This is a genomic window from Nonomuraea sp. NPDC047529, from assembly GCF_040642995.1.
In the GTDB taxonomy this organism is placed as follows: domain Bacteria; phylum Actinomycetota; class Actinomycetes; order Streptosporangiales; family Streptosporangiaceae; genus Nonomuraea.
On sequence record NZ_JBEYTJ010000001.1, the window covers coordinates 613853 to 626350 of the forward strand.

Here is a 12498-nt window from a genome sequence, read left to right on the forward strand (position 1 = left end):
CCGCCTGCAAGGTTGTTCGAGGGGGCGCGGTGAGCATTGACGAAGAGGGCGGCGGAGGCCCCGGTTTCGATCGCACCCCGCCGCACAACATCGAGGCGGAGCAGTCCGTGCTCGGCGGCATGCTGCTGTCGAAGGACGCCATCGCCGACGTCGTGGAGATCCTGCGCTCCGACGACTTCTACCGGCCCGCCCACCAGATGGTCTACGAGGTCATCACCGACCTCTACGGCCGAGGCGAGCCCGCCGACGCCGTCACCGTCTTCGACGAGCTGCAGAAACGCGGCGAGATGGCCAGGGTGGGCGGCGCCGCCTACCTCCACACGCTGACGGCGGTCGTCCCCACGGCCGCCAACGCCGGCTACTACGCCAAGATCGTGCGCGAGCAGGCGATCCTGCGCCGCCTGATCGAGGCCGGCACCCGCATCGTCTCCTTCGGCTACGGCGGCCAGAACGAAGAGGTCGACGACCTCGTCGACCGCGCCCAGGCGGAGATCTACAAGGTCACCGAACGCCGCACGTCGGAAGACTACGCGCCGCTGGCCGACATCATGCCGGGCGCCCTCGACGAGCTGGAGGCCATCGGCAGCCGCGGCGGCCAGATGGTCGGCGTCCCGACCGGCTTCCAGGACCTCGACCAACTCACCAACGGCCTCCACCCGGGCCAGATGATCGTCGTGGCCGCCCGCCCGGCCATCGGCAAAAGCACGCTGGGTCTGGATTTTGCGCGTTCTGCTGCGATTAAGCATGGAATGACCACTGTCATCTTCTCGCTGGAAATGTCCCGCAACGAGATCACCATGCGTCTGCTGTCCGCCGAGGCCAGGGTCGCCCTGCACGCGATGCGCTCGGGCATGATGGGCGACGACGACTGGACCCGCCTCGCGCGCAGGATGAGCGAGGTGGCCGAGGCGCCGCTGTTCATCGACGACTCGCCCAACATGTCGATGATGGAGATCCGGGCCAAGTGCCGGCGGCTCAAGCAACGCAACGACCTGCGGTTCGTGGTCATCGACTATCTCCAGCTCATGAGCTCGCCGAAGAAGACCGAGAGCCGCCAGAACGAGGTCTCGGAGATCTCGCGTGCGATCAAGCTGCTGGCCAAGGAGCTTGAGGTGCCGGTCATCGCCATCTCCCAGCTCAACCGTGGCCCCGAGCAGCGTACGGACAAACGCCCCGCAGTTAGCGACCTTCGCGAATCGGGCTGCCTGACCGCCGCCACCCGAATCATGCGTGCCGACACCGGGGCCGAGGTGTCGATCGGCGAGTTGCTGGAGAGCGGTGCGCGGAACGTCCCGGTGTGGTCGCTCGACGAACGGCTGCGGCTCGTGCCACGCACGTTGACACACGCCTTCCCGAGCGGGGTCAAGGAGGTCTTCCGTCTACGCCTGCGCTCGGGGCGTGAGATCGAGGCCACCGCGAACCACCCCTTCCTGACCTATGACGGCTGGCGGCCTCTAGGAGAGTTGGCCACGGGGTCCCGGCTGGCGGTCCCGCGGCACGTTCCGGCCCCCGAAGGCCTCCAGGAGTGGCCGGAGGCGGAGGTCGTGCTGCTCGCCCACATGATCGGTGACGGCTCCTTCGTCAAGCGTCAGCCGATCCGCTATGCGAGCACGGACGAGGCATGCCTGACGTCGGTGGCACGGGCGGCGGAGCACTTCGGCATCAGCGCCGTTCGTGACGAGTACGCCGCCGCGCGGGTCACCACTCTGAGGCTGCCGGCTCCCTACCGGCTGACTCACGGCAGGCGCAACCCCGTCGCCGCCTGGCTGGACTCCTTGGGGCTCTTCGGGCTGCGGAGTCATGAGAAGTTCGTCCCCGATGGGGTCTTCTCCCTGACGAAGAAGCAGATTGCCTTGTTCCTGCGGCACCTCTGGGCGACCGATGGATGCGTGTGGTGGGACGCGAAGAGCGGCCAGTCGCGCATCTACTACGCCTCGACGAGTCGCCGGCTGGTGGACGACGTGGCTCGGTTGCTTCTCCGCTTCAACGTGATGACGCGCGTGAAGGAGGTGCGCAAGGCCGGCTACAGGCCCGGGTATCAGCTGGTCGTCTACGGCGCCGAGAACCAGCTCCGGTTCCTGGACGAGGTGGGCGTCCACGGTGAGCGGTCGGCGCAGGCTGCCGCGTCCGCGGGCCGGCTGCGGGAGATCAAGGGCAACACCAACCTGGACACGATTCCCTCCGAGATCTGGGACCGTGTGCGCGGCGTCCTGTCGGAGCGCGGCATGACCCACCGGGAGTTCTCCGCCCGGCTCGGCACCCAGTCCTGTGGCAGCACGTTGTGGAAGCACGCTCCGAGCCGGGAACGTCTGGGGAAAGTGGCTTCGATCCTCGACGACGCCGACATGGAGATGCTGGCGACGAACGACGTGTTCTGGGACGAGGTCGAGTCGATCGAGAGCCTGGGCGATCAGCCGGTGTTCGACGCCACGGTCCTCGGCACGCACAACTTCGTCGCCAATGGCATCGCGGTGCACAACAGCATCGAGCAGGACGCCGACATGGTCATCCTGTTGCATCGCGAGGACGCCTACGAGCGGGAGTCGCCCCGGGCCGGTGAGGCCGACCTGATCGTGGCCAAGCACCGTAACGGCCCGACCGCCACGGTGACCGTGGCCTTCCAGGGGCACTACAGCCGCTTTGTGGACATGGCTCAGCACTGACGCAAAACGACGGTCAAGGTGTGACAAACCAGACAGCCGCGGAAGGGATGGGGATCGATCATCAGGGCGCTCTACCCGATGACGTAAGCAAAGGGGAGAACGCCATGACCATCCTGATCGCCTACGACGGCTCGGCGGATTCGCGCAGCGCCATCGAGTTCGCCGCCAAGAATCTGGCCGCTCAGCCGACCGTCGTCGTCACCGTGTGGGAGCCGCTGCTCGTGCAGATGAGGAAGTACCCGCTGGCGGCGGGGGCGATCTCGCCGGAGACCGAGACCGAGGCGCAGGCCCAGGCCGAGTACTACGCCAAGGAAGGCGCCGAGCTGGCTGTCGCCGCCGGTCTGCCCGAGGTGACCTACCGCGCGGTCGCCGACAACGAGTCCATCTGGAAGACGGTCGTCGACGTGGCCGACGAGATCGACGCCTCGCTCATCGTGACCGGCTCGCGGGGCCTGGCCGGGGTCAGGTCGGTGCTGCTCGGCAGCGTGTCCAACCATGTGCTCCACCACGCCCACCGGCCGACGCTCATCGTTCCGCCGGTTGCGGCGCCGAAGGGCTGACGCAGCAGACCTTGGGCGGGGACAGCCGGGTGTCCATGCGGCGGGCGCCCGGCCCTTCGTCGCCGAGCCGGTCGTACGGGTTGGCGACCGGGCATCGGTCGAGTGACAGGCAGCCGCAGCCGATGCAGTCGGTCAGGTCGTCGCGCAGCCGCTGGAGCTGCTCGATGCGGTCGTCCAGCTCGCCGCGCCAGGCGGCCGACAGCCTGGCCCAGTCCTCCCGGTTGGGGGTGCGCCCGTCGGGCAGTTCGGACAGCGCGTCCCCGATGGTCGCGAGGGGGATGCCGAGCCGTTGCGAGAGCCGGATGAAGGCGACCCTGCGCAGGGTGTCGCGGTGGTAGCGGCGCTGGTTGCCGGCGGTGCGGCGGCTGGCGATGAGACCCTTGGTCTCGTAGAAGTGCAGCGCGGAGACGGCCACGCCGCTGCGTTCGGCGAGCTGTCCGACCGTCAGTTCTTTGCTGTTCCAGGCGACCATACCTGAAGCTTACTTGAGGGTTCGCTCGAAGAACGTCTCCAGCACGACGATGGTCTGGGTGCCGGTCACGCCGTCCACCTCGAAGATCTGGCGCAGGACGTCCTGGAGCTCCTTGGTGCTGGACGTGCGCACCTTGACCAGCAGCGACGCCGGCCCCGCGATGACGTGGGCCTCCTCCACGGCGGGGATCGCGGCCAGCGGACCGGCGGTCTCGCCCATCCAGGCCGCGCCGTCCACCAGGACGTAGGCGGTCACCGTGCGGCCCAGGGCGTCCTGGTCCACCTCGATCGTGGTCCGTCTGATCACGCCGCGCTCGCGCAGCTTCCGTACGCGTTCGTGCGCCGCCCCGCTGGACAGCCCCACCGCCTTGCCGAGCGCCGCGTACGACTGCGTCGCGTCCTCCAGCAACAACCCGATCAGCGTCCTGTCGATCTCGTCCATTGCTGAATCCTATACGGTGAAATGTCGATATGACCGAATGTCGTATGGTGGTCGTCATGGACACGATCCCCACCGAGTTCGAAGCCCTCGACGAGCGTTTCGCCGGCATCGGCGGCGACGACCGGCTCGAACGCCTCCACACGGGCACCCGATGGGCCGAGGGCCCGGTCTACTTCCCGGCCGGCCGTTACCTGGTCTGGAGCGACATCCCCAACGAGCGCATGCTCCGCTGGGACGAGACGACCGGCACGGTCGGCACGTTCCGGCAGCCGTCCGGCTACACCAACGGCAACACCATCGACCGCGAGGGCCGGCTGATCTCCTGCGAGCAGGGCAACCGCCGCGTCACCCGCACCGAGCACGACGGCTCGATCACCGTCATCGCCGACCGCTGGCAGGGCAGGCGCCTCAACAGCCCCAACGACGCCGTCGTGCGCTCCGACGGCTCCGTCTGGTTCACCGACCCCCCGTACGGCATCACCAGCAACTACGAGGGCGTCGTGGCCGAGCAGGAGATCGACGGCTGCCACGTCTACCGCGCCGACCCGGTGACCGGCGAGGTGCGCATGGTGGCCGGCGACTTCGTCCGTCCCAACGGCCTGGCCTTCTCCCTCGACGAGAAGCTCCTGTACGTCGCCGACACCAGGGCCAGGCACCTGCGCGTCTTCGAGGTCGGCGAGGACGGCACGCTGTCGGGCGGCAAGGTCTTCGCCGAGGGCACCCCGGCCGACAACTTCGACGGCCTGCGCCTCGACGACACCGGCCGCGTCTGGGCCGCGGCCGGCAAGGCGCTGCTCTGCCACGACCCCGACGGCACCCTGATCGGCCGGCTCAGGCTGCCGGAGAACACGGCGAACCTGGTGTTCGGCGGACAGAAGAGGAACAGGCTGTTCATCGCCTCCTCCTCTTCGCTCTACTCCCTGATGACCAACGTCACCGGTGCCCGCCCGGTCTGGGCCCGCCGCTGACGTCCCTACTCCCACCGGAACAGCCGCACGGCCAGGCCCCCGAACACCGCCAGCCCTGCGGCCATCACCACCACGTGCAGGAGTTGGGGGGCCTGTCCGGCCCAGGTGTCCTTGAGCGCCTGGGCGAAGGGCCCGGCCACGGAGAAGTCGCTGACCTTGCGCAGCGCGTCCGGCATCATCTCGCGCGGCAGCCACATGCCCCCGACGAACATCAGCGGGAACATCACCGCCGACCCGATCCCCGAGGCCGCCTTCCCGTTGGGCGCCAGCGCCGCGATCACCAGGCCGATGGCCATCAGCGCGGCGGTGCCGAGCAGGAAGACCAGCACGAACCCGAGCCACTGCCTGGGCGCCGACGTCCCGAACGCCGCCATCCCGGCCACGATCAGCACGACCGTGGACACGGCCCCGACGGTCAGGTTGATCAGGAGCTGGACGGTCAGCAGCCGTCCCGGATGCACCGGCGTGGTGGACATGCGCCTGAGCACGCCCTGCTCCCGGTAGCCGGCCAGCACGGTGGGCAGCACGCTGAGGGCCAGCGTCAGCAGCGCGAGCAGGGTCATCAGGGCCGGCATTTGCGCATCCACCGACCGCAGCCCGGATGCGTCGGGCTTGGTCATGTCCGGCACGCTGAGCCCCAGCACCAGCAGCAGGCCGACCGGCAACCCGATGGTGAAGATCATGAACGGCCAGTCGCGCAGGTGCAGCTTGGCCTCCACGAGCAGGATCTTCGTCATGACAACTTCCTTCCGGTGAGCGCGAGGAACGCGTCGTCCAGGGTCGCCTGCTCGATGCGCAGGTCGGCGGGGATGATCTGGTGCTGGGCCAGGGCCAGCGTGACCACATGGGCGAGGTTGCCGGTGCCCGACACCGAGACCTGCCCGCCGTGCCTGACGACCTCGCGCACCTCGGGCAGCGCCAGCAGCACGGCGTCGTCCAGCGGGCCCGAGGGGCGGAACCGTACGTGCTGCTCGGCCCCCACCTGGGCGATCAGCCCCGCGGGCGTGTCGGTGGCCACCACCTTGCCCGCGTCGATGAGCGCGAGCCGGTCGCAGAGCCGCTCGGCCTCCTCCATGAAGTGCGTGACCAGCACGATCGTCACGCCCGAGTCGCGTACCTGCTCGATCAGCTCCCACGTGTCCCTGCGGGCCTGCGGGTCGAGGCCGGTGGTCAGCTCGTCGAGCACCGCCACCCGCGGCCGGCCCACCAGCGCCAGCGCGACCGACAGCCGCTGCCGCTGGCCCCCGGAGAGGTTCTTGAACGTGGCGTCGCGCTTGTGCCCGAGACCGACGTGTTCGAGCAGTTCCCTCCAGTCGGCGGGGTCGGGGTAGAAGGAGGCGTACAGGTCCAGGGCCTCCCACACCTTGATCTTCTCCGGCAGCGCGGCGCTCTGCAGTTGCATGCCGAGCACCTGGCGCAGCTCGTCCCGGTCGCGGCGTGGGTCCAGGCCCGTCACGCGTACGGTGCCGCCGTCCGATGAGCGCATGCCCGCCACGCACTCCACGGTCGTGGTCTTGCCGGCGCCGTTGGGGCCGAGGATGCCGAAGATCTCACCCTCGGCGACCTCGAAAGACACGTCGTCCACCGCGAGGTGGTTCGGATACTGCTTGCGCAGGTTCCTCACTTCGATCACCTTCATGGCATCGACGCTAGGAGTCCCGGCTTTTTCGCGGAATCGCGGTAGATGCCGGGCAAGGGTGTATCTAGGTGCAGTGTTCCCGGCGCGGATGTTGGCGCAGACTGGGAGCATGCTTCAGAGGTTCGGGCAGGTCGCGGCCCTGTACGCGCTGCTGCTGGTCGAGATCGTGCTGATCCCCTTGGCCGGCGCCATGATCACGCTGTCGTTCGCGCTCGGGATGGTCTTCTTCTTCCCGTGGCAGGCCCGGATGGTCCGGCGCACGGCCGAGAAGCACCGCGGCCTGCTGCGCGCGTGGACCGGCATCGAGATCGAGCCGCCCTACCTCCCCGAGCCGCCGCCGCCGGTCCCCATGTCCGACGGCCTCTACCGCGTCGACCGGACGCTGTACAAGTCGCCGCGCATGCCGGCCTGGAACGACCGGTTCAAGTGGCTGCTCACCGACCCGGCGACCTGGCGCGACACGCTCTGGCTGGTGCTCGACCCGATCGTCAAGGTCGGGCTGCTGCCGCTGTTCGTCGTGTTCCCGGGGCGCGGCCTGCGGCTGTACGCCCTCATGGTCCGCCTCCTGCTCGGCGCCACCTCCGCCAGCCGCCTGTCCGGCCAGCTCATCCACCTCAGGCAGGTACGCAACCTCGCCGCCGACTCCCAGGCCGCCGAGATGCGCAGGATCGAACGCGACCTGCACGACGGCACCCAGGCCCGCCTGGTGGCCATCGGCATGACGCTGGGCGCGGTCGAGCAGCTCATCGACGACAACCCGGCCGCCGCCAAGGCCCTGCTGGCCAAGACCAGGGACGCCTCGGCCGAGACCCTGACCGAGCTGCGTACCGTCATCCGCGGCATCCACCCGCCGGTGCTGGCCGAGCGCGGCCTGGCCGACGCCGTACGCGCCCTGGCCATGGACAGCCCGCTGCGCGTCACGGTGGACGTCGAGCTGCCCCAACGCCTGGAGCCCCCGGTGGAGGCGGCGGCCTACTTCGCGATCAGCGAGCTGCTCGCCAACGCCGCCCGGCACAGCGGGGCCGAGTCGGCGGCCATCGACATCAGCGTCAACGGCGCGGCCCTGCGCATCACCGTCCGCGACGACGGCATGGGCGGCGCCGACCCGGCCGCGGGCAGCGGCCTGACCGGCATCGAACGCCGCTTGGCCGCCTTCGACGGCGTGCTGGCCCTGCACAGCCCGCCCGGCGGCCCCACCGTCGTCACCCTGGACATCCCGCACGTGCTCCCCGACCAGGCCGAGCAGACCAAGCTGCCCCCCAGGAAGGCCGCCACGATCGCCGTCCTGTACGCCACGGCCTGGTGCCCGCTGTTCCCCCAGGGCCTCGTCACGGCCGTCTTCAAGGCGGCCCACATCGACGAGCGGAGCTGGTTCCTCGCCCTATACCTGCCCGAACCCCTGCAATGGCCGCTGATCGTGTTCAACATCGCCATTGGCACCATCATGTACATTGCGGCCATGCGTATCCGGCTCGTCCACAACAGAAGCCTCGTACTCGGCCGTGTCGGTGGTCTGGGGTCCTGCTGATGAAGCGGGTGCTGGTCGCCGAAGACCTCTACCTGCTCAGAGACGGCCTGGTCCACCTGTTGCAGGCGCACGGCTTCACGGTCGTCGCCGCGGTCGAGAGCGGCCCCGAGCTGCTGAAGGCGCTGCTGGAGCTGCGTCCCGACGTCTCGGTCGTCGACGTACGGCTGCCGCCCACGTTCACCGACGAGGGCCTTCAGGCCGCGCTGACCGCCCGCGCGCAGGTGCCGGGGTTGCCCGTCCTCGTGCTGTCGCAGCACGTCGAGCAGCTCTACGCCCGCGAGCTGCTGGCCGACGGTTCGGGCGGCATCGGCTACCTGCTGAAGGACCGGGTGTTCAACGCGGAGCAGTTCATCGACGCCGTGCGCAGGGTGGCCGAGGGCGGCACCGCGATGGACCCCGAGGTGATCGCCAAGCTGCTGGCCAGCAACGCCAGGAACGAGCCGCTGGCCGCGCTCACGCCGCGCGAGCGCGAGGTGCTGGAGGCCATGGCCGAGGGCCGCTCCAACGCCGCGATCTCCCAGCGGCTCTACCTGAGCGAGAGCGCCGTCGCCAAGCACACGGCCGGCATCTTCGCCAAGCTCGGCCTGGCCCCCTCCGACGACGACAACCGCCGCGTCCTCGCCGTGCTCGCGTACCTGAACAGCCGGGCCTGACGCCCTTCCGGCCCCACCAGGCTCAATGGTCACTGGCCGCCCAGTCGTGCCCGGGCTAAGCCGGAGTTGTCGGTGGGAGCGGCTATTTTCATAGAGGCACGGCGCGACGAAAGGGTGGATCCTCGTGAAGATCCGGGTTAACCGCGATGTACTGGCAGATGCGGTGGCATGGGCCGCCAGGGTCCTGCCCAGCCGCCCGGTGGTGCCCGTACTTTCCGGGTTGCTCCTGGAGGCGGGCGACGAGCTGACCCTGTCCGCCTTCGACTACGACGTCTCCGCGCGCGCCCGGGTCGACGCCGACGTGGCCGAGCCCGGCAGCGTGCTCATCCCCGGCAAGCTGCTCGCCGAGATCAGCCGCAGCCTGCCGGCCGAAGACGTCGAGATCGTCACCGAGGGTGCCGAGGCCGTGCTGACCTGCGGGAGCGCCGAGTTCGGGCTGATCACGATGCCCGTCGAGGACTTCCCGGCCCTGCCGACGATGCCTCCGAGCATCGGCGCGATCGGCGGCGGCGTGTTCGCCACCGCGGTCAGCCAGGTCGCGCCCGCGGCCAGCCGCGACGACACGCTGCCGATGCTCACCGGCGTCCGGGTCGACATCGACGGCGAGTCCGTGGCGATGGCCGCCACCGACCGCTACCGCATCGCCGCCCACGACTTCGTCTGGCGTCCGGCCGCGCCGGGCGTCGCCGTCTCGGCCATGGTGCCGGCGAAGGTGCTGGTGGAGGTGGCCAAGTCGCTGCGCGGCGGCGAGGTGTCGGTCGCGATGGGCGACGGCGTGGCCGGGTTCGAGAGCGTCGGCCGCAGCACCACCGTGCGCCTGCTCGACGAGCAGTTCATCGACTACCGGGCCAGGCTGACCTCCGATTGGTCGATCAGGGCCGACGTCGCGGTGACGCCGTTCGTCAACGCGATCAAGCGAGTGGCCCTGGTGGCCGAGCGCAACACCGCGATCCGGCTGTCGTTCTCGCAGGGCCAGGTGCTGATCCAGGCGGGCGGCGGCGACATCGGGCGCGGCACCGAGGTGGTCGGATGCGACCTGCGCGGCGACGACATCCAGATCGCCTTCCAGTCGCAGTTCCTGCTCGACGGCCTGACCGGCATCGAGACCGAGCTGGCCAGGATCAACATGGAGTCACCGACCAGGCCCGCCCTCATCCAGGACGTCCCGGGCGACGCCCAGCCCGCCTTCCGCTACCTGGTCATGTCGCTGCGCCTGACCTGAGCCGTCATCCCGCCGCGCCCGTCTGCCGCTCGGCGACCAGCTTGAAGACCCTCTTGAACTCCGCGTACGCCTGCTCGCCCACGGCCTGTGCGTGCGCGGCCTCCATCTCGGCGATGATGGCGTCCGACCTGGTCATGTGGTCCAGCGCCTTCTCCGTGGGCACGATCAGCTTGGCCCGGCGGTCGGCCGGGTCGGGCTGCCGTTCCACGTAGCCGAGCGCGACCAGCTCGTCCACCAGCGTGCCGATCACCTGCTTGTGCTGCCCCGACTGCGCCGCCAGGTCGGTCGCCCTGCTGCCCTCCTCGTCCAGGTAGGCCAGCACCGCCCCGTGCCGCGGCCGCAGACCCGGATGCCCCTGCTCGGCCAGCTTGGCGAAGAGCTCGCCCTGCAGGGCGAAGAGCGTGCGCCCCGCCAGGACACCGAGGTCTGGTTCGTCCTGCTTGCGATGACTCCTGCGCACGTGTCGGCCCTCCATTTAGTCACTGATTTTGACTGTCACTGATTCTTACTATATTGTCGTGGCATGACGACGACGGTTGAACTCACCAGATTCAGAGTGTCCCCGGAGCGTGCCGACCAGTTGCTGGCGGCCCGCCCGGACATGCTCGCCGACTTCGCGGCCGACCGCGCCGGCTTCCTCGGCGCCAGGCTCGTCCGCCTGTCCGACGACGAATGGCTGGACATCGTCGACTGGCGCTCGGGCGACGATTTCGCCGCCTCCCGCGCCAAGGGGGCGAACCTGCCGGGCATCCAGAAGTTCTTCGACCTGATCGACGAGTTGAGCTCCGCAGAAGAGGGGACATTGCGATGACCATCCTGATCACCGGTGCCACCGGCACCGTCTCCGGCGCCGTGCTGAGGTCCCTCGGCGACCTGACCGACGTGCGCGTCCTGGTGCGCGACGCGGCCAAGGCTCCCGCGGGCGTCGAAGTGGCCGTCGGCGACCTCGACGATCCCGCCACGCTCGACGCGGCCTTCGCGGGCGTCGACACCTTGTGGCTGTTGACCGCCATGGGCCCCCAGGCGCCCCACGCGAGCATGAACGCCCTCTGGGCGGCCAGGAAGGCAGGGGTGCGTCACGTCGTGCGCCTGTCGGCCATCGGGGCCGCCCACGACGCCCCCACCCGCAACGGCCGCCTGCACGCCCTGTCCGACGTCGAGCTGGCCGCCTCGGGCCTCGACTGGACCGTCATCCGCCCGGCCTTCTTCATGCAGAACCTGCTGGGCTCGGTCAACGGCGACACCCTCTACGGCGGCACGGGGGAGGGCAGGATCGGGTTGATCGACGTCCGCGACATCGGCGACTTCGCCGCCGCGGTGCTGCGCGACCCGGCGTCGCACAAGGGCCGCACCTACACGCTCACGGGCCCGGCCAGCATCTCGCTGGGGGAGGCGGCCACCGCCCTGACCGAGGTCTACGGCACGCCGATCGCCTACCAGCCCGTGACGCCCGACGACGCCTACCGCTCGATGCTCGACGCCGGCCTGCGCGAGTGGGACGCGGCCGTCACCAGGGAGTACCTCAACGCGTACTCCGGGAACTGGGGCGACCTCACGACGACGGCCTTCACCGACGTGACGGGACGCCCGGGCCGGTCCTTCACCGAGTTCGCGAAGGACCATGCGGCCGAGCTGCGTCCCGCCGCCTGACAGCCGGTCAGGCGTCGGTGAGGGCGATGAGGATGTGCTCCATGCACGCGTGCCCGGCCCGCTCGGCCGCGGTGGCGTCCCCGGCGGCGATGGCACGGGCGATGGCGTCGTGCGGGATGTAGCTCTTGTTGAACGACGTGCCCGCGGCCGTGATGCTGGCCCGCAGGGCAGCCGAGAAGTCCTCGTAGAGGTCGATGAGCACGAGGTTGTGGGTGGCGTGCGCGACCGCCATGTGGAAGGCGAGGTCGGCCTCGACGAAGAAGTCGGGGTCGTCCAGCTCCCAGGCGCGGTCGCGTTCGGCCAGCGCGGCCTCGATGCGGCGGATGTCCTCGTCGGTGCGGCGGGTCGCGGCCAGCCGGGCGGACTCGACCTCCAGCGCGCGCCGCACCTCAAGGATCTCCAGCTGCTCGGCCTGGCGCAGCCGGCGCAGCATCGCCCCCGACAGCTCACTGGTCGCCCGGACGTAAGTGCCGTCCCCCTGACGGCACTCCAGCAGCCCGGCGTGCGTCAACGCACGTACGGCCTCGCGAACGGTGTTGCGCCCCACCCCGAGCTGCTCGGCGAGCACCGTCTCGGTGGGGATCTTGCCGTTCATCTGCCACGACCCTGAGGTGATCTGCTCCTTGAGCTGATCGATCACCTGGTCGACGAGCGAAGCCCGCTGCGCCGTACGCAGACTCACAGTCCGCCTCCTCCGGGGAA

Annotated in this window: 14 protein-coding genes; 8 read left to right on the forward strand and 6 right to left on the reverse strand. The window is 69.7% G+C overall.

Translation table 11 applies throughout. The annotated features are described in order from the left end of the window. The first annotated feature begins 29 nt into the window (after window positions 1–29). Together ABZ815_RS03205 and ABZ815_RS03210 are read left to right on the forward strand one after the other, a co-directional pair. Window positions 30–2663, forward strand: coding sequence for a replicative DNA helicase (locus ABZ815_RS03205; protein WP_357693376.1), 2634 nt, complete (start codon window positions 30–32; stop codon window positions 2661–2663). A gap of 104 nt (window positions 2664–2767) precedes the next feature. Next, the gene (locus ABZ815_RS03210) at window positions 2768–3223 is read left to right on the forward strand and encodes a universal stress protein (protein WP_357693378.1); all 456 of its coding nucleotides are present in this window, start codon (window positions 2768–2770) and stop codon (window positions 3221–3223) included. Here the strand turns inward: ABZ815_RS03210 and soxR are convergent. Both soxR and ABZ815_RS03220 read right to left on the reverse strand, forming a co-directional pair. After that, window positions 3189–3695, reverse strand: coding sequence for a redox-sensitive transcriptional activator SoxR (gene soxR, locus ABZ815_RS03215; RefSeq protein ID WP_357693380.1), 507 nt, complete (start codon window positions 3693–3695; stop codon window positions 3189–3191). The two genes, ABZ815_RS03210 and soxR, sit on opposite strands and share 35 nt — an antisense overlap. Window positions 3696–3704: 9 nt before the next feature. Further along, window positions 3705–4136 (reverse strand): Lrp/AsnC family transcriptional regulator, encoded by a 432-nt coding sequence (locus ABZ815_RS03220; RefSeq protein WP_357693382.1) that lies wholly within the window; start codon window positions 4134–4136, stop codon window positions 3705–3707. Window positions 4137–4192: 56 nt separating this feature from the next. On the opposite strand from ABZ815_RS03220, the gene ABZ815_RS03225 reads away from it, so the two are divergent. Then, the gene (locus ABZ815_RS03225; protein WP_357693384.1) at window positions 4193–5104 is read left to right on the forward strand and encodes an SMP-30/gluconolactonase/LRE family protein; all 912 of its coding nucleotides are present in this window, start codon (window positions 4193–4195) and stop codon (window positions 5102–5104) included. Between the two features lie 5 nt (window positions 5105–5109). Here the strand turns inward: ABZ815_RS03225 and ABZ815_RS03230 are convergent, their stop codons facing one another. Both ABZ815_RS03230 and ABZ815_RS03235 read right to left on the reverse strand, forming a co-directional pair. Next, the gene (locus ABZ815_RS03230; protein WP_357693386.1) at window positions 5110–5841 is read right to left on the reverse strand and encodes an ABC transporter permease; all 732 of its coding nucleotides are present in this window, start codon (window positions 5839–5841) and stop codon (window positions 5110–5112) included. Beyond that, entirely contained in the window at window positions 5838–6743 is a 906-nt protein-coding gene (locus ABZ815_RS03235; RefSeq protein WP_357693388.1) for an ABC transporter ATP-binding protein, read from the reverse strand. The genes ABZ815_RS03230 and ABZ815_RS03235 overlap by 4 nt, the downstream gene beginning before the upstream one ends. Window positions 6744–6852: 109 nt before the next feature. Here ABZ815_RS03235 and ABZ815_RS03240 point away from each other — a divergent pair, with 109 nt between their 5' ends. The 3 genes from ABZ815_RS03240 (at window position 6853) to dnaN (ending at window position 10146) form a co-directional block, all read left to right on the forward strand. Next, entirely contained in the window at window positions 6853–8271 is a 1419-nt protein-coding gene (locus ABZ815_RS03240) for a histidine kinase (RefSeq protein ID WP_357693390.1), read from the forward strand. Then, a complete protein-coding gene (locus ABZ815_RS03245) occupies window positions 8271–8924 on the forward strand; it encodes a response regulator transcription factor (RefSeq protein WP_357693392.1) in 654 nt (217 codons plus the stop codon). Before ABZ815_RS03240 ends, ABZ815_RS03245 begins: the two co-directional genes overlap by 1 nt. Before the next feature lie 124 nt (window positions 8925–9048). After that, the gene (gene dnaN / locus ABZ815_RS03250) at window positions 9049–10146 is read left to right on the forward strand and encodes a DNA polymerase III subunit beta (protein ID WP_357693394.1); all 1098 of its coding nucleotides are present in this window, start codon (window positions 9049–9051) and stop codon (window positions 10144–10146) included. 4 nt (window positions 10147–10150) lie between these two features. On the opposite strand, the gene ABZ815_RS03255 is transcribed toward dnaN, so the two are convergent. After that, window positions 10151–10606 carry a helix-turn-helix domain-containing protein gene (locus ABZ815_RS03255; protein WP_357693395.1) on the reverse strand — a complete coding sequence of 152 codons (456 nt, stop codon included), beginning with the start codon at window positions 10604–10606 and terminating at the stop codon, window positions 10151–10153. 63 nt (window positions 10607–10669) lie between these two features. Between ABZ815_RS03255 and ABZ815_RS03260 the strand changes: the two genes are divergently transcribed. Both ABZ815_RS03260 and ABZ815_RS03265 read left to right on the forward strand, forming a co-directional pair. Then, entirely contained in the window at window positions 10670–10957 is a 288-nt protein-coding gene (locus ABZ815_RS03260) for an antibiotic biosynthesis monooxygenase (protein ID WP_357693396.1), read from the forward strand. Continuing rightward, window positions 10954–11796 carry an SDR family oxidoreductase gene (locus ABZ815_RS03265; protein WP_357693398.1) on the forward strand — a complete coding sequence of 281 codons (843 nt, stop codon included), beginning with the start codon at window positions 10954–10956 and terminating at the stop codon, window positions 11794–11796. Before ABZ815_RS03260 ends, ABZ815_RS03265 begins: the two co-directional genes overlap by 4 nt. A gap of 7 nt (window positions 11797–11803) precedes the next feature. Here the strand turns inward: ABZ815_RS03265 and ABZ815_RS03270 are convergent, their stop codons facing one another. Next, window positions 11804–12478 (reverse strand): FadR/GntR family transcriptional regulator, encoded by a 675-nt coding sequence (locus ABZ815_RS03270; protein WP_357693399.1) that lies wholly within the window; start codon window positions 12476–12478, stop codon window positions 11804–11806. Window positions 12479–12498 lie beyond the last annotated feature (20 nt).

Bases quoted from the DNA above. Each gene is read 5' to 3' on its own strand.
- ABZ815_RS03230 (WP_357693386.1), bottom strand. From the start codon at position 5,841: ATGACGAAGATCCTGCTCGTGGAGGCCAAGCTGCACCTGCGCGACTGG.
- ABZ815_RS03235 (WP_357693388.1), bottom strand. From the start codon at position 6,743: ATGAAGGTGATCGAAGTGAGGAACCTGCGCAAGCAGTATCCGAACCAC.
- ABZ815_RS03245 (WP_357693392.1), top strand. From the start codon at position 8,271: ATGAAGCGGGTGCTGGTCGCCGAAGACCTCTACCTGCTCAGAGACGGC.
- ABZ815_RS03220 (WP_357693382.1), bottom strand. From the start codon at position 4,136: ATGGACGAGATCGACAGGACGCTGATCGGGTTGTTGCTGGAGGACGCG.
- soxR (WP_357693380.1), bottom strand. From the start codon at position 3,695: ATGGTCGCCTGGAACAGCAAAGAACTGACGGTCGGACAGCTCGCCGAA.
- ABZ815_RS03265 (WP_357693398.1), top strand. From the start codon at position 10,954: ATGACCATCCTGATCACCGGTGCCACCGGCACCGTCTCCGGCGCCGTG.
- ABZ815_RS03240 (WP_357693390.1), top strand. From the start codon at position 6,853: ATGCTTCAGAGGTTCGGGCAGGTCGCGGCCCTGTACGCGCTGCTGCTG.
- ABZ815_RS03225 (WP_357693384.1), top strand. From the start codon at position 4,193: ATGGACACGATCCCCACCGAGTTCGAAGCCCTCGACGAGCGTTTCGCC.
- ABZ815_RS03210 (WP_357693378.1), top strand. From the start codon at position 2,768: ATGACCATCCTGATCGCCTACGACGGCTCGGCGGATTCGCGCAGCGCC.
- ABZ815_RS03260 (WP_357693396.1), top strand. From the start codon at position 10,670: ATGACGACGACGGTTGAACTCACCAGATTCAGAGTGTCCCCGGAGCGT.